Annotated in this window: 17 protein-coding genes; 8 read left to right on the forward strand and 9 right to left on the reverse strand. The window is 62.8% G+C overall.

Features of this window, described 5'->3' with window-relative positions; all coding sequences use genetic code 11:
* Positions 1-10: 10 nt before the first annotated feature.
* Entirely contained in the window at positions 11-1,111 is a 1,101-nt protein-coding gene (locus tag ACEN42_RS34890) for an AI-2E family transporter (protein WP_187603216.1), read from the reverse strand.
* Between the two features lie 117 nt (positions 1,112-1,228).
* Positions 1,229-2,401, reverse strand: coding sequence for a monovalent cation:proton antiporter-2 (CPA2) family protein (locus ACEN42_RS34895; RefSeq protein WP_238287258.1), 1,173 nt, complete (start codon positions 2,399-2,401; stop codon positions 1,229-1,231).
* 442 nt (positions 2,402-2,843) lie between these two features.
* Between ACEN42_RS34895 and ACEN42_RS34900 the strand changes: the two genes are divergently transcribed.
* From ACEN42_RS34900 to ACEN42_RS34910, 3 genes are read left to right on the forward strand one after another with little or no spacing between them, the layout of a single operon-like run.
* Positions 2,844-3,905 carry an amino acid ABC transporter substrate-binding protein gene (locus tag ACEN42_RS34900; protein WP_255503462.1) on the forward strand — a complete coding sequence of 354 codons (1,062 nt, stop codon included), beginning with the start codon at positions 2,844-2,846 and terminating at the stop codon, positions 3,903-3,905.
* 18 nt (positions 3,906-3,923) lie between these two features.
* Positions 3,924-5,264 carry an SLC13 family permease gene (locus tag ACEN42_RS34905; RefSeq protein WP_371883155.1) on the forward strand — a complete coding sequence of 447 codons (1,341 nt, stop codon included), beginning with the start codon at positions 3,924-3,926 and terminating at the stop codon, positions 5,262-5,264.
* A gap of 20 nt (positions 5,265-5,284) precedes the next feature.
* Positions 5,285-7,036 carry a SulP family inorganic anion transporter gene (locus tag ACEN42_RS34910; RefSeq protein ID WP_371883156.1) on the forward strand — a complete coding sequence of 584 codons (1,752 nt, stop codon included), beginning with the start codon at positions 5,285-5,287 and terminating at the stop codon, positions 7,034-7,036.
* Between the two features lie 11 nt (positions 7,037-7,047).
* Here the strand turns inward: ACEN42_RS34910 and ACEN42_RS34915 are convergent, their stop codons facing one another.
* From ACEN42_RS34915 to ACEN42_RS34925, 3 genes are all read right to left on the reverse strand, one after another.
* The gene (locus tag ACEN42_RS34915) at positions 7,048-7,431 is read right to left on the reverse strand and encodes an RT0821/Lpp0805 family surface protein (RefSeq protein ID WP_371883157.1); all 384 of its coding nucleotides are present in this window, start codon (positions 7,429-7,431) and stop codon (positions 7,048-7,050) included.
* A gap of 62 nt (positions 7,432-7,493) precedes the next feature.
* Positions 7,494-8,489, reverse strand: a complete 996-nt coding sequence (locus tag ACEN42_RS34920) for a LysR family transcriptional regulator (protein WP_371883158.1) — start codon at positions 8,487-8,489, stop codon at positions 7,494-7,496.
* Between the two features lie 244 nt (positions 8,490-8,733).
* Complete coding sequence (locus ACEN42_RS34925; protein WP_371883230.1) at positions 8,734-9,435, reverse strand: CBS domain-containing protein; 702 nt, start codon at positions 9,433-9,435, stop codon at positions 8,734-8,736.
* Positions 9,436-9,895: 460 nt separating this feature from the next.
* On the opposite strand from ACEN42_RS34925, the gene ACEN42_RS34930 reads away from it, so the two are divergent.
* Both ACEN42_RS34930 and ACEN42_RS34935 read left to right on the forward strand, forming a co-directional pair.
* Positions 9,896-11,284, forward strand: a complete 1,389-nt coding sequence (locus ACEN42_RS34930; RefSeq protein WP_371883159.1) for a DUF3300 domain-containing protein — start codon at positions 9,896-9,898, stop codon at positions 11,282-11,284.
* A gap of 11 nt (positions 11,285-11,295) precedes the next feature.
* Entirely contained in the window at positions 11,296-12,210 is a 915-nt protein-coding gene (locus tag ACEN42_RS34935; protein ID WP_371883160.1) for a DUF2950 domain-containing protein, read from the forward strand.
* A 25-nt stretch (positions 12,211-12,235) separates the two neighbouring features.
* On the opposite strand, the gene ACEN42_RS34940 is transcribed toward ACEN42_RS34935, so the two are convergent.
* Complete coding sequence (locus tag ACEN42_RS34940; protein WP_371883161.1) at positions 12,236-13,060, reverse strand: GGDEF domain-containing protein; 825 nt, start codon at positions 13,058-13,060, stop codon at positions 12,236-12,238.
* Positions 13,061-13,352: 292 nt separating this feature from the next.
* Between ACEN42_RS34940 and ACEN42_RS34945 the strand changes: the two genes are divergently transcribed.
* Together ACEN42_RS34945 and ACEN42_RS34950 are read left to right on the forward strand one after the other, a co-directional pair.
* The gene (locus ACEN42_RS34945; protein ID WP_371883162.1) at positions 13,353-13,976 is read left to right on the forward strand and encodes a glutathione S-transferase family protein; all 624 of its coding nucleotides are present in this window, start codon (positions 13,353-13,355) and stop codon (positions 13,974-13,976) included.
* A gap of 104 nt (positions 13,977-14,080) precedes the next feature.
* A complete protein-coding gene (locus ACEN42_RS34950; protein ID WP_371883163.1) occupies positions 14,081-14,548 on the forward strand; it encodes a DUF4440 domain-containing protein in 468 nt (155 codons plus the stop codon).
* 5 nt (positions 14,549-14,553) lie between these two features.
* On the opposite strand, the gene ACEN42_RS34955 is transcribed toward ACEN42_RS34950, so the two are convergent.
* Positions 14,554-14,991 (reverse strand): hypothetical protein, encoded by a 438-nt coding sequence (locus tag ACEN42_RS34955; RefSeq protein ID WP_371883164.1) that lies wholly within the window; start codon positions 14,989-14,991, stop codon positions 14,554-14,556.
* Between the two features lie 282 nt (positions 14,992-15,273).
* Here ACEN42_RS34955 and ACEN42_RS34960 point away from each other — a divergent pair, with 282 nt between their 5' ends.
* Positions 15,274-15,696 (forward strand): ACT domain-containing protein, encoded by a 423-nt coding sequence (locus ACEN42_RS34960; RefSeq protein WP_371883165.1) that lies wholly within the window; start codon positions 15,274-15,276, stop codon positions 15,694-15,696.
* A 52-nt stretch (positions 15,697-15,748) separates the two neighbouring features.
* On the opposite strand, the gene ACEN42_RS34965 is transcribed toward ACEN42_RS34960, so the two are convergent.
* Together ACEN42_RS34965 and ACEN42_RS34970 are read right to left on the reverse strand one after the other, a co-directional pair.
* Entirely contained in the window at positions 15,749-16,240 is a 492-nt protein-coding gene (locus ACEN42_RS34965) for a flavodoxin family protein (RefSeq protein ID WP_371883166.1), read from the reverse strand.
* 28 nt (positions 16,241-16,268) lie between these two features.
* On the reverse strand, positions 16,269-17,819 hold the full coding sequence (locus ACEN42_RS34970; RefSeq protein ID WP_371883167.1) for an alpha/beta fold hydrolase: 1,551 nt from the start codon (positions 17,817-17,819) through the stop codon (positions 16,269-16,271).
* Positions 17,820-17,903 lie beyond the last annotated feature (84 nt).

Below are 17,903 nucleotides of genomic sequence, written 5' to 3' on the forward strand. Positions count from 1 at the left end.
AGGCGACCTCTCAGAGCCGCTCCTGTTGTTGCGGGGGTTCCAGGGACGGTTGTTGTTTCACCCAGCGCCAGAACAGCTTGTAGGCGACCGCGAGCATCACGGGACCGATGAACAGGCCGATCACGCCGCCCGTCACCATGCCGCCGAGCGCGCCGATCAGCACCACGGGCATCGGCACCGCGACGCCGCGACCCAGCAGCATCGGCTTGAGCACGTTATCGGCGAGACCGGCGATGAAGGTATAGACTGAGAAGACGATCGTCGCCGTGCTCACGCCATTTGTCACGATCACGAAGATGATGACGGGAATCGTGATCAACGTCGCCGGCAACTGCATGATGCCGATCAGCAGCACGGCGAGCGCGAGCAGCCCCGCGCCGGGAATGCCCATGATGACGAAGCCGATGCCGATCAACAGCATCTGGATGAACGCGATCCCGACCACGCCTTGCGCCACCGCGCGAATCGTGGCCGTGCAAAGATCCGCGATCTGCTGGCCGTTCTCGGGCCCGGAGATGCGCGAGGCGATCTGCACGGCGCTGCCATAGCCCTTCTCGCCATGCGCCATGAAGATACCCGCGACGATCAGCGCGAGAAAGAACACGATCAGCCCGGCGCCCAGCCCGGTGATCGTGCCGAGCACGGCAAGGCCGGCTTCCTTGATCTGCGGCGCAAACTTCTGCGCGAGACCCGAGACATCCGTCGATGCCTGCGCCCAGAAGTCGTACACCCGCTGACCGACCAGAGGCCACGCGGCCACCGATTCCGCGGGCGGCGGAATCTGGAAGGTGCCGCTTCTGACGACGCCCATCGCGCGCTCGATGGACGTGGCAACCGCCACGCCGAGCAGGTACGTCGGCACGAGGATGACGGCGAACGCGACGAAGATGATCAACGTGGCGATCAGACCGTCCTTGCCGCCAAACGCGCCGCGAAGCCGGACCTGAAGCGGGTACAGCGTGACCGCGAGAATCAGCGCCCAGACCATCAGGTCGAGGAACGGCACGAATACCCGAAAACAGAAGACCGCCAGAACGGCGACGAGACCGGCGCGAATCAGGACATCGAGCAGTTCCCTGGAGAGCGTGCGCTCAGAAATCGGCGATAGCATTTTCGTGCCTCCTCGCGCTCACCCGTTCGAATACGGGACGGGCAGTATGACTTCCAGAACAAATCGGCGCATGAAGCCGGCGATCGCGGCATGACTGCGGTGATCGAGGAAACACGCTTACCCTGCCCGAGCCCGCGTAGTCGCTTCGGACAGCCTGCGGTGTACGAGCAGCAACAAGGGCGTGGAGACCATCGAGAGCGCGACGACCAGCGTGACGAGCGATGCCTGACGCTGATCGATGACACCCGCCGCCAGTGACGCGGCCATCACGACGAACGCGAACTCGCCGCCTTGCGACAGCAGAATGGCGAAGAAGCTCCGGTGCGATGCCGGCACTTCGAAGCGGCGCGCAAGGAACCACTGCGCGACCGCCTTCACGCTGACCACCGCGACGACGAGCACCGCTACCCGCACCGGCTCACGCGTGAGCACGCTGAAATCCATCGACATGCCGACCGCGATGAAAAACAGACCGAGCAGCAAGCCCTTGAACGGCGCCATATCGACTTCGATTTCGTGGCGAAAGTCGGAATCGGCGAGCAGCACGCCCGCGACGAACGCGCCCAGTGACATCGACAGATGCACGCTCTGCATGAGAAGCGCAATGCCGACGATCCACAGCAGCGCGAATGCGGTGAATATCTCCGGGACGCCCGTGCTGGTGATGAGCCGCAGCACGGCGTTGAGCAGGTAGCGGCCGACGAGCGCAATGGCGCCCAGCATGGCGAGCGCCTTCAGCGCGAGGAGCCAGCCCGGTTCGGCGGCGGGCATGGGCACCGTCGGCCCGAGCAGCGGCAGGAGCGCGATCAGCGGAATGGCGGCCATGTCCTGGAACAGCAGAATGCCGAAACCGGCGCGGCCCGTCGGCATGTCCATGAGCTTGCGCTCCTGGAGTTCGGACATGACCATCGCCGTCGACGAAAGCGACAGCGCGAGTCCGCCCGTCAGCGCAATGCGCCAGGGCAGCCCCAGCATCATGAAAACGCCCAGCAGCGCGGCGGCGCAAACGGTCATCTGCATGGTCCCGTAGCCAAAGATGGTGCGGCGCATCGCCCACAACGCGTCGATCTTCATTTCGAGTCCGATCACGAACATCATCAGCACGATGCCCAGCTCGGAGAAGTGAAGGATCGCATCGACATCGGTCACGAGCCTCAGTACCCACGGGCCAATCAAGACGCCCGCAAGCAGGTAGCCGAGCACCGCGCCGAAGCCGAAGCGAACGGCGAGCGGCACGGTGATCAGCGCCGACGCAAGAAAGATGACCACGTCGATCAGCAGCTTTGTCATGCGTTGTTCTCCTGAACCGGCTCGCAACCAACGCAGACACGAAAACTTGCGTCGACGCATCTGCATCGTTGTACCGGCGGCTGGCGCGCTTGACGAAAGCGGTTGTTCGACGCGGTGAGGCGTTCGGGTCATCGCGCGCGGACAACGCAGGAAGCCCGGGACCGCTCACGCGCGGATCGGGCTTCGGCCTTCTTACAGCATAGTGATATACGTAAAGGGTTCAAGGTTTGTCGCGAGCAGACAGATTCCGCGCCTGGCGTGCGTCGATACCGTGGCGCCCGTAGGCACATGCTTCACTGGATCGTGATCTCGTCCTGCTTCGTTGCTGCCAACGCGCGCGAATTCGAAGAAACGAACGCTTGAACTGGACCAGTTTTCGTCTACAACCTAATCTGGCACGTGTCCCGCCGGACGACGAACCGCGTGACAAGACGACGTGAACATGAGTCTTCATATCGAGAAGACGATGCGCAATTCTGCGGCGAATCTCATCGCGATCGTAGGCGCCGCGCTGCTCGCGCTGCCGGCAGCGCCGGTCCCCGCCTTCGCGGCGGGATCGGTAACGCTCGCGCAGGTCGAAGCGCGAGGTGTCCTGCGATGCGGCGTCAGCGACGGCATCGCCGGCTTTTCCCAGCGGGATGCGTCCGGACAATGGTCCGGCATCGACGTGGATTTCTGCCGCGCGGTGGCCGCCGCGACGCTCGGCGATGCGAACAAGGTCGCCTTCGTCCCGCTCAGGGCGTCCGCCCGCTTCCCGGCGCTCAGAATGGGCCGCATCGATCTGCTCGCGCGCAACACGACCTGGACGCTCTTGCGTGAAGGCACACTCGGGATTCAATTCGCGGGCGTGCTGTTCTATGACGCGCAGGCCTTCATGGTTTCGACGTCGAGCGGCGTTCGCACGCTCGCATCCCTCAAGGGCGTGACCGTCTGCGTTCAACGTGAGACGACCAGCGAAGACAATCTCGTCGGCTACTCGAATGCGAATGCGCTCGATCTGAAGCCGGTGGTGCTCGGCTCGGCGGCGGAACTCGAACAGGCCTTCACCTCCGGGCGATGCCGCGCCGTGACGGCCGATCTATCCCTGCTCGCCACGCTGCGCAGCCGCACGCCCGGCGGTGCATCGGCGCTCGCGATCCTGTCGGAACGAATCTCGAAGCAGCCGCACGCGCCAGCCGTGCGCGGCGGCGACGACGCGTGGCTCGTCATCGTGCGCTGGGTGCTCTTCACGCTGATCGCCGCGGAAGAACTCGGCGTGACCCGTCAGAATCAGGCCGAGCGCGTGAGAGATCCGCTCGTGGCTCGCGCGCTCGTTCCGGACCCGAGCGTGACCGCGACGCTCGGCATCGGTCCTGGCTGGACGCTTCGCGCGCTCAAGAGCGCCGGCAACTACGGAGAGATGTTCAATCGCAATCTCGGCACCGGAAGTCCGATCAAGCTCGATCGCGGCCTGAACGAGCTCTACACACGCGGCGGCCTGATGTACGCGCCGCCGATGCAATGACGCCTGCGCGGGCCCATCATGAGCGACTGGCAAATCTATCTCGTCGTCGGCGTGTTCTCGGTGGTGATCCTCGTGATCGCCTTCGATCTGATCGACATGGCCGTCGCCGCGCTCGTCGGCACGAGCGTGCTGATCGCGCTCGGCATCATCGACGAACAGGATCTGCTCGCGACCGCGCGAACCGCGGCGGGGCCGCTCAGCCTGCTGTTCGGCGGCATGGTCGTCGCGCGCATACTGGCGACCACCGGCCTCTTCGATCTCGTCGGCGATTACTATCTCAGGGCCACGGCGGGCAGCGGCAAGCGCTTTCTGCTCCTGCTAATCGTGATCGTCGCCCCGCTGTGCGCGCTGCTTCCCAATGCGACGACGGTGATCCTGCTCGCTCCGATCATCATTCGCGTCGCGCGCGCGCTCGACATCGACATCGTGCCGCCGATGATCCTCACCGCCCTTCTCAGCAATGCCGCCGGCCTGCTCACGCTCGTCGGCGACCCGGCGACCTTTCTCGTCGGCAGTTCGATCGGCATGAGCTTCGGCGAGTATCTGAAGCGTGCGAGCCTCGGCGGCCTGCTCGCGATCGGCGTGGTGATTCCGCTCCTGCCCGTTCTGATGCGCGGCATCTGGCGCAGCGTCAAGCCCCTGCCGCCCCGCACTCCTCGGGCCAAACTGAAGCGGCCGCTCTACGCCGCGCTGGCGGTCCTCGTGCTCGCGCTTATGATGGTGCTTTTCGTGCTCGGCGAGGAGTTGCCCACGCGCATCGTGCCGCCCGTGGTCGCGGTGATCGCCAGCGCGCTCGCGCTGCTCGTCGCGTACGCGTTCAAGGTCGAGCCCACCGATCGCGTGCTGCGCGATGTCGACTGGAAGACGCTGCTCTTCCTGACCTGCATCTTCTGTCTCGTGCAGGGCATGGCGAAGACGGGCCTGCTGCAAGTGATGTCGCTCAAGCTGTACGAGGTGTTCGGCACTCGCCTCACGCTCGTCGCGCTCGCGATGATCTGCGGGATCGGACTGCTTTCTTCGCTGCTCGCGAACGTGCCGGTCGCGGCCGCGTCCATCCTGATGGTCAAGGGCTATCTCGTCACGGCGGAATTCGTCCCTGAATCGGCCTTGTCGGACCAATTCACGCAGTGGCCCGCGCCGGTCATTCCCGTCTTCATCGCGATGATGTACGGCGCGACGCTCGGAGGTAACGCGACGCTCGTCGGTTCCGCCGCGAATGTCGTGGCTGCGGGAATCTGCACGCAGGAAGGGGCGCCGATCAGCTTCGGCCGCTTTCTGCGCTATGGCCTTCCGGTGACGCTGTGTCAGCTCGCGATCACGGCGGCATACGTCGTCGTGCTTGCGCGCTTTCTTCATTGAACGCTCGACGATGCCGATTCATGCAGACTGATCACACGACCCGGTCGCGACAGGTCGTCACCGGCACGGTGCAGCGCTGGATGCGCCATCTGCCGATTGTCGCGATGTTCGGGAGCTATCGCGCCGGATGGCTGAAGAACGACATCATCGCCGGCCTCGTGCTGACGACGATGCTCGTGCCGGTCGGCATCGCGTACGCGGAGGCGTCGGGCGTGCCCGGCGTCTGCGGTCTGTATGCGACGATCGTGCCGCTGCTCGCCTACGCGATCTTCGGTCCGAGCCGGATTCTCGTGCTCGGTCCCGACTCGGCGCTCGCCGCGCCCGTCCTCGCGGTCGTCGTGATCGGCGCGTCGGGCGATCCTTCGCGCGCCATCGCAGTCGCGGGCATGATGGCGATCGTGTCGGGCGTCGTCTGCATCGTCTTCGGCTTGCTCAAGCTCGGCTTCGTCACGGAGTTGCTGTCCAAGCCGATCCGCTACGGCTACATGAACGGCATCGCGCTGACGGTGCTGATCAGCCAGTTGCCCAAGCTCTTCGCGATTTCCATCGAGGACCGCGGACCGCTGCGCGATCTGTTTGAACTTGTCAAAGCCATCGCGGCCGGGCAATCCAACTGGACCAGCTTTGCCGTGGGCGCAGGCAGTCTCGTGCTCATCCTGCTGCTGAAGCGCTTCGACAAGGTGCCGGGCATTCTGATCGCAGTCGTGCTCGCGACCCTGTGCGTCATGGTGTTTCATCTCGACCGCGAAGGTGTGAAGGTGCTCGGGACGATTCCTCAGGGATTGCCGGCGTTGTCGCTGCCGTGGGCGAGCGGCGCGGATATCGTCCGGATCGTGCTCGGCGGTTGCGCCGTGGCGCTGATCGCGTTCGCGGACACGAGCGTGCTGTCGCGCACCTTCGCGGCACGCGCCAACATGCGCGTCGATCCGAATCAGGAAATGATCGGGCTGGGCGTCGCCAATCTCGCAACCGGACTTTTCCAGGGCTTTCCGATCAGCAGCAGTTCGTCGCGCACGCCGGTCGCCGAAGCGGCGGGCGCGCGCACGCAGGTGACGGGCATCGTCGGCGCGCTCGCCGTCGCGGCCGTCTTGCTCGCCGCGCCGAATCTTCTGCGGCATCTGCCCAATAGCGCGCTCGCGGCCGTCGTGATCGCGGCGGCGATCGGTCTTTTCGAATTCAGCGATCTGAAGCGCATCTATCGCATCCAGCAGTGGGAGTTCTGGCTTTCCGTATGCTGCTTCGTCGGCGTTGCCGTGTTCGGCGCGATACCCGGCATCTGCATCGCCGTGGTGATCGCGGTCATCGAGTTCCTGTGGGACGGCTGGCGCCCGCATTTCGCGGTGCTCGGCCGTGTGGAGGGATTGCGCGGCTATCACGACCTGAAGCGCTACCCCAACGCGGAACAGATTCCGGGACTACTGCTGTTTCGATGGGATGCGCCGCTCTTCTTCGCGAACGCAGAGTTGTTTCAGCAACGCGTGATCGAAGCGGTGAATGACGCACCGACGCCGGTGAAGCGCGTCCTCGTCACTGCCGAGCCGGTGACGAGCGTCGATGTGACGTCCGCCGACATGCTGCGCGAGTTGCATCGCGCGTTGAGAGAACGCGGTATCGAGCTGCATTTCGCCGAGATGAAAGACCCCGTCCGCGACAAGCTCAGACGCTTCGAGTTGACGTCGATTTTTCCCGACGCGTGCTTTCATCCGACCATCGGCAGCGCGGTCGATGCGTATCGTGACGCCGCGCGCGCGGATCGCACATCTTCGATCTGAGGGTCGGCGCGTCATTGCTTCTCGATGCGCCACTCCGCCCCCCCTTTCTTGCACGCGGTCGGCGTCCAGGTCTGCGTCTGTCCCTTCGCGACCGCGACGAGCGTGACTTTGCGGCACGTCCCGCCGTCGCGCTTCACAGTGTCGCGCGGCGTGACCGTGCCTTCGATATGCACCGTGTTACCCGTGCCATTGTTGTTCCATTTCATCGACTGGCCGTCCTTCTTCGTGTCGAGCGCTTCCTGAGCGGCGCGATTGAGCGCCTTGCGGTCGGCGGGCTTCATATAGCTGATCGGCGTGTCCTTGAGGAAGTTCAGGTTCGCAGCATGGGCGCATGTGCATGACAACAACAGTCCGGCAAGAACGCGACCTGTGAAACCACGTGGGTTCACCTTCATGTCCGCCTCCGTTCATAGCATTAGACCGATCTAAAACAACTATTCATTTATTTCGTTATCCGTCAGATCGCATTCGCCGCGACGCTAATCGCATCAGGAAGCGACTGCGGTTGCTGCAGAGCCAACGTGTCGATGTCTTCAGTTCGCCGATTCGAGACTGCCAGTTCCCGGCTCAGATAATCCAGTGCATATTCGATGAACGCGCACGTCTTGCGAGGCAAATGCTGACGCACCGGATAGGCGATGAAGATATGCTTGTCGGGCTCGTCGATCGAATAGTCCGGCAACAGGCGAACAAGTATGCCGTCGTCCAGATCCGTCTGCACCACGCCTCTCGGCAGGATCGAGAACCCGATGCTGTGGAGCGTCGCGAGACGAGCCAGAAACCAGTTATCGACCGAGTACGCCGGTGCGAGCGTGACTTCATCCACGATGCTGTGACGGCTGCGGAAATTCCAGGTCTGACTGCGCATCTCCTCTTGCAATCCGACCGACGACAGGCGGCGCAACTCTCCGGGAGCGGCAGGCAGGCCATGCTCGCGCAGAAATGCCGGCGTGGCCACAGGGACAAATGCATTGACGCCGACCGTCCGCTTGACGACCGCGGTGTCATCCGCCAGCCCCGTGACAATGCCAACATCAAATCCATTTTCGACGAAATGGACATGCCGCTCGGCAAGCGTCAGCCGTACCGTTACGCTCGGATGGAGCTTGCGGAACCCATCAACGAGTTGAGTCAAGGTGAACTGGGAAACCGCGGTCGAAGCGACGACGCGCAACGCGCCGCTGAGTTCGTCTTCCGTACGCGCGATGGTAGACCCGAGATGGTCCAGCTCCTCCAGAAATGTGCGACATCCTTCGAGGTAGCGTGCGCCAGCTTCGGTCAGTGATACCCTGCGGGTCGTGCGATTGATCAACCGGGTTTTCAGCCGCGCCTCGAGCGAGGCGATCGCGCGACTGATCAACGCGTTGGAGACCCGCAGTTGTCGAGCGGTACTGTGGAAACTTTCCGTATCCGCTACGCGCACAAAGACACGCATCGCATGAATCTCGTTCATTTGATCGCCCTCAATGCGCGGAATTGTCTTGCCTGCGTATTACATAGTTTGCCGCGCACCGCGAAAGCAATATCGGACCACGCCAACTATTTCAATCTCTCAAAGTAGATAGTTGATTGTTCATCGTTTGTCACTGGTTTTTTGTGCGGCTCGTCAAGCGCCAACCGCGACAACGCGACTGACACCCGCGCACCTGTCGTGGACAGTTTCGCGCGATCGACGCTAATAAAGAAGTTCGTCCTTGCTAACGCGACGACGAATCGGACGGCGGAAGCCCGAAGTGCGTTTTGACGTCTCTCACGCCCGGCACGTTCTCGGCCGCCACGCGAATCGCGTTGCCTTCTTCAGAACGAACGACCGGCCCCCAGAGATGCACGGTTCCGTTTTCGACGGTGACGTTTTCCCGCGCGAGCGCCCAGGGATGATCCTTCATGGCCGCGAGTACGTCTTCGCGAATGGCGTTATCGCCGCTCTCCGCCGCCGTGGACACATCGGGTGCCATGGTCACGAGCGCGCGAATCAGGTTGGCCCGGCTTACCACGCCCACGACCTTTCCGTCGCGCATGACCGGCACGCGCTTGATACGACGACGATCGAGCAGCTCGGCGATATCGGCAACAGGACATGTTTCGGTCACCGTCGAGACGTCGGTCGTCATCACATCTTCGACCTTCCTCGCGTGTTCCTTCACATACTGGCTCGCGAGTTCAGTCGAGGACGCGGCAAGCTCGAGCCACCACGAGGGCTGTTTGACGCCCGTCCCAATCTCCGCGCGACGCATCAGATCGCCTTCCGTAACCATGCCGAGCAGCCTGCCGGACGCGTCGACCACAGGCATCCCGCTGATGCCGGCGAACACCATCATTCCCGCAGCGTGCCGTATCGACATGTCCGGGCTCGCCGTAATGATCGAAGTCGTCATGATGTCGGAAGCTCGCACGTTCATCTCCTTCAGGGAAGTCATCGCGGTCCGCTACGTCACTCCCGTTACAAGAGAGCAGGCGGCTTCTTTGGTCACAGTATGCGAACGCCAGAGTGAATTCAAGGAACTGGACGCGTGCGTGTCTCAACGAGACGATGTGTCGGCGATAACCTGACAGACACGACCACCCGACCTATGCTGGTAGTGTGGCCGCTCACCAGACACAACGAGCCAGACCATTATTCACTGAGCGACCGTATTGCCGACAACGGACCGAACGGGGGTGGTCATGACGACATGGAGTGGACGGCTCCTTTGCGCAAGCCTCCTCGTCTTGCTGACAGGCTGCCCTTCGAAACAACAGGATCAGCCGGCCCAGAGTCAGTCCGCATCGGCGCCCGCTCCAGCTTCGGCAGCAGCCCCTGCCTCTGTCGCGGCGCCGGCCTCGGAGGTCGCTCCGGCCTCCGCTGCGGCGTTGCCTCCGTTGCCCGCCTCGACGTCCCAGCCTTCGGCTCAGCAATATCCGCCCGAGGAACTGGAGGGGCTGGTCGCGCCCATCGCGCTCTATCCCGATTCGCTGTTGTCGCAGGTGCTGATGGCCTCGACGTATCCGCTGGAAATCGTGCACGCTGGCCGGTGGGTCAAAGCGCATCCGGACGTGAAGGGCGACGCCGCGGTAAAGGCCGTCCAGAATGAGACATGGGACGTCAGCGTCAAATCGCTGGTGGCGTTTCCGCAGGTGCTCGTACCGATGAACGACAAGCTGGACTGGACCCAGCGACTCGGAGATGCCTTTCTCGCTCAGCCAAACGACGTGCTCGCTGCCGTGCAGCGCCTGAGGATTCGCGCGCAGGATTCCGGACATCTGAAGTCGACGCCGCAGCAGAAAGTGAGTGTCGAACCACGTTCCGCCGCGAGCCAGAGCGGCCAGCCGGGTCAGGCACCTCCCGCGCAAAATATCGTGCGCATCGAACCTGCCGACCCGCAGGTCATCTATGTGCCATCCTACAATCCGACCGTCGTGTATGGCGCCTGGCCCGCCCCGGCCTACCCGCCGACGTACTGGCCGCCGCCACCGGCCTATTATCCCGGAGCCGCCCTCGCGAGTGGATTCGCGTGGGGCCTGGGCATCGCCGCGGCGGGCGCGATCTTCAGCAATTGCAACTGGAACAACAACGACGTCAACGTCAACATCAACAAGGCGACGAACATCGACCGCAACTTCGATCGCACCAAGGTCCAAGGCGGCGGCAAGTGGCAGCATGACGCGGGGCACCGCCAGGGCGTTGCCTATCGCGATAACGCGACGCGCGACAAGTACTCACGCGGCGTGCAAGGCGCCGATGCGCGACGCGACTATCGTGGACGCACCGGCGCTACGCCCGAGCGCGTGAGCACGGCGGATCGATCGGCGGCACGCAATCAGGGAGCCGCTAACCGGACAGGCCGCGCGAACAACGCGAATGTCGCCAACCGCGCCGGCGCGAATACCGCGGGCGCGAGCAATCGCGCGAACACGCCCAATCGTCAGGCGGCGGCGGGCAATCGAGCGAATACGCCTAATCGTCAGGCGGCGGCGGGCAATCGTCCTCAGACCGCCAATCGGGCGGCTCAAATGCCGGATCGCGCTCAATCGCCCGCCCGTGGCGGCGCAGCGAGCGCGCAGGCAGGCAATCGAGGGGCATACGCCGGCGGCGCGCGCGACACCGCATTTCAGGGCGTCGGCGGCGGCGGTGGTGCGGCGCAACGCGATTTCAACCGTGGACAGTCGAGCGTCCAGTCGTCGAACTTCAATCGTGGCGGCGGTGGCGGCGCGCGTCATGGCGGTGGTGGTGGCGGCGGCGGCGGTGGGCGTGGCGGCGGACGGCGATGAGGAGAGCGATCATGAAAAGACTATCGGAGATTCGCGCGCTCCTCGCCGTGGCAGGAAGCACGATGATCGTCGCGCTCGCGCTCGCCGTCATCCCGGTTCCGGCGATGAGCGCGCAGAAGTTTTTCCAGACACCCGATGCAGCGATGAACGCCTTCGGAACCGCGATCGCCGACAACGACGAAGGCGAACTCAAGGCTTTGCTGGGCGCCGACTTTCGCGACGCGATTCCTACGGTCGGCGCGGATCTCCGCAGCAAGTTCCTGACCGCGTGGCAGGCTTCCCACGCGATCAAGACGACCGACAGCGACCACGCCCGGATCGTCGTCGGCAACGATGGCTGGACGCTGCCCATCCCGCTCGTGAAAACACAGCGAGGCTGGGAATTCGACATGCGCGCAGGCGCCGACGAGATGCGCCTTCGGCAGATCGGACGCAACGAGCTTGCCGTGATCCAGACGATGCTCGCCATCTACGATGCCCAACGTGACTACGCATCGAAGTATCACGACGGCAACAAGGTCTATGTCTACGCCGACAAGTTCGCCAGCAGCAACGGCAAGCACGACGGACTGTATTGGCCGACCAGCACCGATGAAGAGCCGAGCCCGCTCGGTCCTGCCTTCATGACGGCCGGCGCTCGTGCGAGATCGGAGGGTGGCTACTACGGCTACCACTACAAGCTGCTACGAGCACAGGGGTCTCACGCGCCGGGCGGCGCATACGACTACATGGTCAACGGCCGTCTGTTCGGCGGCTTTGCCGTGATCGCGTGGCCCGCCCATTATGGGGAAACGGGCATCAAGAGCTTTATGGTCAGTCACGACGGACAGGTCTATGAGCGCGATCTTGGCCCGGACGGTGCGAAAATGGCGCAGGCGATGAAGTCGTTCGATCCCGGACCGGGTTGGGAAAAGGAATCGCCCTGAAGCGCTGCCTTGCCTACAGTAACGCTCAAGTCGTTACAGCGGCTTCGCCCAATGCGATAGCGCATACGCGATTGCGGCCAGCCATTTTGGCGGCGTACATCTGCGCGTCGGCCGCTTCGACCAGGCGGGTCGGCGCGAAGTCCTCATCCGGATTGCATGTCGCAGCACCGATGGATACCGTGATGCATTGATCCTTGCCCGTGAGGAGCGGAAGCTTCATGCCCTGCACTTCCGTCCTGATCGCATCGGCCATCGCCGATGCTGCTTCGGCCGTCACCTTGGGCAAGACCACCACGAATTCTTCACCGCCGTACCGGCTGACAAAGTCGACGGACCGACGAGCCACCCGCTGAACACAGTGCGCAACCGCGATGAGCACTTCGTCGCCGGCGGCATGTCCGAGCGTGTCGTTGAATCGCTTGAAGTGGTCGATGTCGATGAAAAGGACGGAAAGAGGCGAGCCGCGTTCCCGCGCCTTGTCCCACTCCTGAGCAAGATGCAATTCGAGGCTGCGGCGATTGGCAAGCCCGGTAAGCGGGTCGGTCGATGATAAGCGCCTGAGCTTGGTCTCCTTGCTGACCTGCTCTCGAAGCATGAATGCAAGGAGCCAGGAAGCGGAAACAGCAACGACCCCAAGCGTCACCGCGAGCACGAGCACCGTTGAATCCCCGAGACTCATCTGTACCGCATCGAGCATCAAGGTCATCAAACCGACGGCAAGGCCGGTGCCGAGGACACCGATAATCATCGGGTGCACGCCGAGAATCTGCGCAGTCCGGCTCAAAACGAATTGCGTGCTGACGCCCGTATAACTTCTGGCCGGCAAGCTGCGGGGATGACGCGTTACCATGACTCGAATCTCTTCAAGTGCCGGGCCCTGATGGGTACCGGGACCGTCACCCTGTTCCGGAGATTTTCGGCCCGGGCAATGGTTGACTAATCAAGCAAATAATAATTGGTCCACTGGCCCGAATCCGCGACAAGTCGCCGCAAGAATGGGTAAAACAGGCCTTACTAGAGAACTACATCAGGTCGCCCACGGATCGGACTGAAGCGGCGGCGGTATCGCGCAAAACTGTGCATTGCGTTCGCATCGAAACGCGGTCTACAGTGACGCGAACCCTCCGCTTTCAGGACTCTCCATGCTCAAAATCCTGGGTAAGGCTTCGTCGATCAATGTGCGCAAGGTGCTATGGACCTGCACCGAGTTGCACCTGCCTTTCGAGAGAGAGGATTGGGGCAGCGGATTCAGATCCACGCTGACGTCCGATTTTCTTGCGTTGAATCCGAACGGCCAGGTGCCCGTGCTGAAGGACGATGACTTCATTCTGTGGGAGTCAAACTCCATCATCCGATACCTTGCGTCACGCTACGACGGTCTGCACCTGTATCCGGCAGAGCCGAAGATGCGTGCCCGTGTCGATCAGTGGATGGATTGGCAAGCAACAGACTTGAACCGCTCGTGGAGCTACGCGTTCCTTGCGCTGGTTCGGCAATCGCCGACACACCGCGCGGCGGAAGAGACCGCCCAATCGATCGCTGCATGGAACAGAAACATGGAGATACTGAACGGACAGTTATCCGCAACTGAAGCGTTCGTAGCGGGAGAGCGATTCTCCCTCGCCGATATTCCGATTGCGCTTTCCGTGAATCGCTGGCTTGAAACGCCGTTCGACCATCCGGCGTTGGCCGCCGTATCCGCCTATCTGGAACGTCTTTCCGACCGGCCCGGCTTCGCTCAATACTGCCGAAACGGCGTGCCTTGACAAGCGAACTGGACTTCGTGTTTGTGCATCGAAAGTAGTGCCGTGTCCTGCGATTACCTGCGGAATCCTAACGATCCCGCGCACGCATAAAAGAGGAGCCGGAAATGACTCGACGGGTACTTCGCATCGCCACGGTCGGCGTTCTCCTGACCGCACTCTCTTGCGCGCTGAACGCAGCGACAGTCAACGATGATCCCGCGAGCACCATCCGCTCCGCTCTGACACAGTGGCGCGCAGATTTCAACGCACGACGTGCCGCGCATATCTGCGACCTCTTCGCGCCCGATCTTCGTTACGATTTCTACGGCGCGCCCGAGCGGACCTATCCGATGTTATGTGCCCGTCTGCACCACGCGCTGGCCGACCCTGCGCAAACGCTTCGTTACGACCTCACGATCAAGGAGATCATCGTCTCAGGTGACCTCGCGATCGTGCGCCTGACATGGAGATCGATCGTTACCAAGGACGGCAAGCAGGAGTCCAACGATGAGACGGGCCTCGACGTATTCGGCCGCCAGCCTGACGGTAGCTGGAAGATCATCCGTTATATTGCTTACCCTGAAAAAGACTGAGTGCTTTACACCGATTCGTTGCGATCGGACGGACCGAACCGTGCGTCGCCGCGGCGCAATGCATCGCTCAAAGGCACACACTGCGTGATGCCCGAGCTACGCGCCTCTTCCATTTCACGTTCATCGACACCCACCGCGACCACGCGGTGCGCGGGCGTCGCGAGCGTGTGAAGCGCCACCTCATAGCGCGACATGCACGCGCTCGATGACAGGATCGATGAGAAGTATGTGATGCCGTCATCACCGAGAGTCTCGCTGATGGCGTCGTTCAGCGTCTCCGCATTGAGCTCGCTCATGAGCAGCAGCGGATAACCGTCGTCCCGCACGCTTTGCAGGAAGCGCTTGAGCGCGGCGCTCTGCTCGTATCTCACTGCCGGCTTGGTGTCTTCGACAGTGCTGGTCCACACGAGGTCCATGTTCGCTACGATCGCGTCGATTGCCATTGCTTGCCTCTCAGAATCGTTGAATGCGTGCACTTCGCCGTGGGCCGGCTCGTTTGACGTCGACAAAAAATATAAGGTCCCAAAAATATTTACACTATTTAGTAATTATCGCCGACCTATAAGTTTTTGCTTATTCCACGGATGACGACACCGCACAACCGAGGCCGCAGGCTCCCGATGCGTAACCGCCAGTCTTCGCGCGTCGCTTAACTCGCCTTCTTGTTCGCACGCGATCGATGAACTAGATTTTGATTTGCAATGCGATTGTCGGGAGAAATTGCCATGGAGCTGCATGTCGAACGTGTCGATGTCTGGGCCGCCACCATCGATGACAAACCGGGCGGCCTTGCACAGGTGTTGAATGCATTGCGCGATGCTGGCGTCGATCTGCAATTCGTCGTCGCGCGGCGCACGCCTGAAGCATCGGGTAAGGGCGTCGTATTCGTCGCACCATTGCAGGGCGAAAGCGAGATCCGTGCCGCTACGCAGGCGGGATTCAGCGTGACTCCGAGCCTTCATTCCGTCCGTGTGATGGGTATGGATCAACTGGGGATCGTCGCGCGAGTCACTGAAATGCTTGCCGATGGTGGCGTCAATCTTCGCGGTGTGTCCGCCGCGGTGCTTGGCTCACAGTTCATCGCCTATATCGCCGTCGATTCCTTGCAGGATACCGAAACGGCGATGGACATCTTGCAGAGGGCCTGAACCGCTCATACCGAATTGCCGGATTGTCGAACCTTTAAAGGTCGATGCGACGCTAGAACACGCCGAGCGAAAGACCGGCCGCCAATCCCGCGCCAAGCTCCGCGCAGCGCGCAAGATCGGCGCTACCGATGACTTTGCGCGCCAGAATGCGCTCTGGCGTCTGTGCATGCGTACAGACGATGATTCCCGGCGCCACCGCGTTGAGACGCCATCCCAGGGCGATACGTTCGATCTGGCGCAGCGCGCCTTGTCCATCGCTACCCGCGCAGATCATCGCCGCGTAGGGACGGCCGTTCAGGCGGTCGAGCGCCGGGTAATAGCAGCGATCGAAGAAGTCCTTCATCAGACCCGACATCGTCGCGAGATTTTCCGGCGTTGCGAACAGGTAACCGTCGGCCGAAAGAACGTCTTCCGGGCATGTTTCGACGGCCTGCTTCAAATTGACCGAGACACCGGATTGTTCTCGCGCGGCGGCAGCGGCCGCCTCGGCCATTTGTTGCGTGCCGCCGGTCATCGTGTGATAGACGATCAACAATGTCTTCATAACTGGTCGGTCTGCCCTCCGTTCGCACTTAGGCCGCAAGACTTTCGACGAACTGCCTGATGTTGTCCAGGACAGGCTGTTGATCTCCGGCGAAAGCCCAGTGATCCGCCCCATCGAGTTCGACGAATCGCGCAAGCGCGATATGGCTGGCGAGATGGCGGCCCGCGCCGATGCGAACGGCGCGGTCGTCGCGACGGTGCAGCACCAGCGTCGGGACGGAAATCCGGCCCAGAAGATGCCGCACATCCATATCGCGCAACGCCTCCAGCACGCCCTTGATGGCTCCCGGGCTCGACGCAGCCCGAAGCATGCCTGCCCACCAGGCTCTCGCCTGAGGATCGCCGGAGAGGCTCGGCGCGAATGTCTCGATACCCGCAGGCCCGCCCCAGCTTGCAATGAGTTGCCGCAGCCACTCGTCATACTGCGCCGCCAGCAGCGCGTGGCGATAGTCATGCGTCGCGGTCCCTTTCGCCAGGGAGCCGAACAGAATGAGGCCGGCGACGCGATCGGGGTGATCGACGGCGAACTTGATGCACGCCGGCCCGCCCTCCGACGCGCCGAACAAAACGACCCAACGGCTGCCGGCGGCGTCGAGTACCGTGCCGATGTCCTGCGCGGTTGCGCCGACGCCGGGATTGAACCCAACGCGATCGGAGAGACCGACACCGCGACGATCGAGCAGGATGAGACGGCCCATGCTGGCGAGGGAGGACAGAAACGCCCGGCAACGCGGCTCCTCCCAAACCCGCTCGACATGGGAGACGAAACCCGGCAGAAGCAGAACATCGATCCGGCCGACGCCGTAGGTCTGGTACGCGAGATGGACGCCGCCGCCGCTCACGTAGCGCGTCGACGGAGGATCGTCGATGGTCAACGTTGCGCTGTCGCTCAGCAGCGCGCGCGTCTCGGATTCGGGCGTCACGCAAAGCTCGTCGCGAAGGCGACGTGTCAGAGCCTCGAAGTGCCGCTGGGCCGTGGCCCGGTCTCCGGCAAGCAGAAGGTTGCGGATGAGATGACGGCCGTACACTTCGCTGAGCGGATCGAACTCGACAAGACGGCCGGCGTGCGCGGCCGCCGCAGCATAGTCACCGGCCGCGTTCTTGTCCTGCACCACGCGCTCGAGCGCCTGGATCGCCCGGCCCCGCAATGCTTCGCGGCGAAAGAAAGCCCACTCGTCGAACTCCGGGCAGTCGCCGGGCGAAAAACCCTCGAGAAAATCGCCCGAATACTCGCGGCACGCCCGCTCGAACTCGCCGCGGTCGCAGGCCTCTTCGAATAGCCGGGAATCCACTTGCAGGCCGATCGACTCCGACCATCGAACTGTCGAGCGGTCGATAGTCAGAACGTTCTCGCCGAGCGAAAGCTGGAGACGATGCAACAGACGCCGCAGCCGCGCCCGCACGACTTCTTCGGAGCCTTCCGGCCACAGCATCGTCGCGAAGGCGTCGCGCCCGACCGGCGTCTTCGCTTCGGACAGATAGACCAGCAGAGCCAGGCCCTTGCGCAAAGCCAGTTGGCACGGCCGGCCGTCCCGACGAATCTCCGGAAATCCAAGCGTTCGCACGCTGAACAAAGCCATGAAGGAAGCTCTCGACGACGGCGTCCGGGGGACGCTCAGGGGACGACGCAATCCTAGCATTTGCCTGCAGACGATGGCCGCCGG

This window comes from Caballeronia sp. S22 (assembly GCF_964261745.1).
GTDB lineage: Bacteria > Pseudomonadota > Gammaproteobacteria > Burkholderiales > Burkholderiaceae > Caballeronia > Caballeronia jiangsuensis.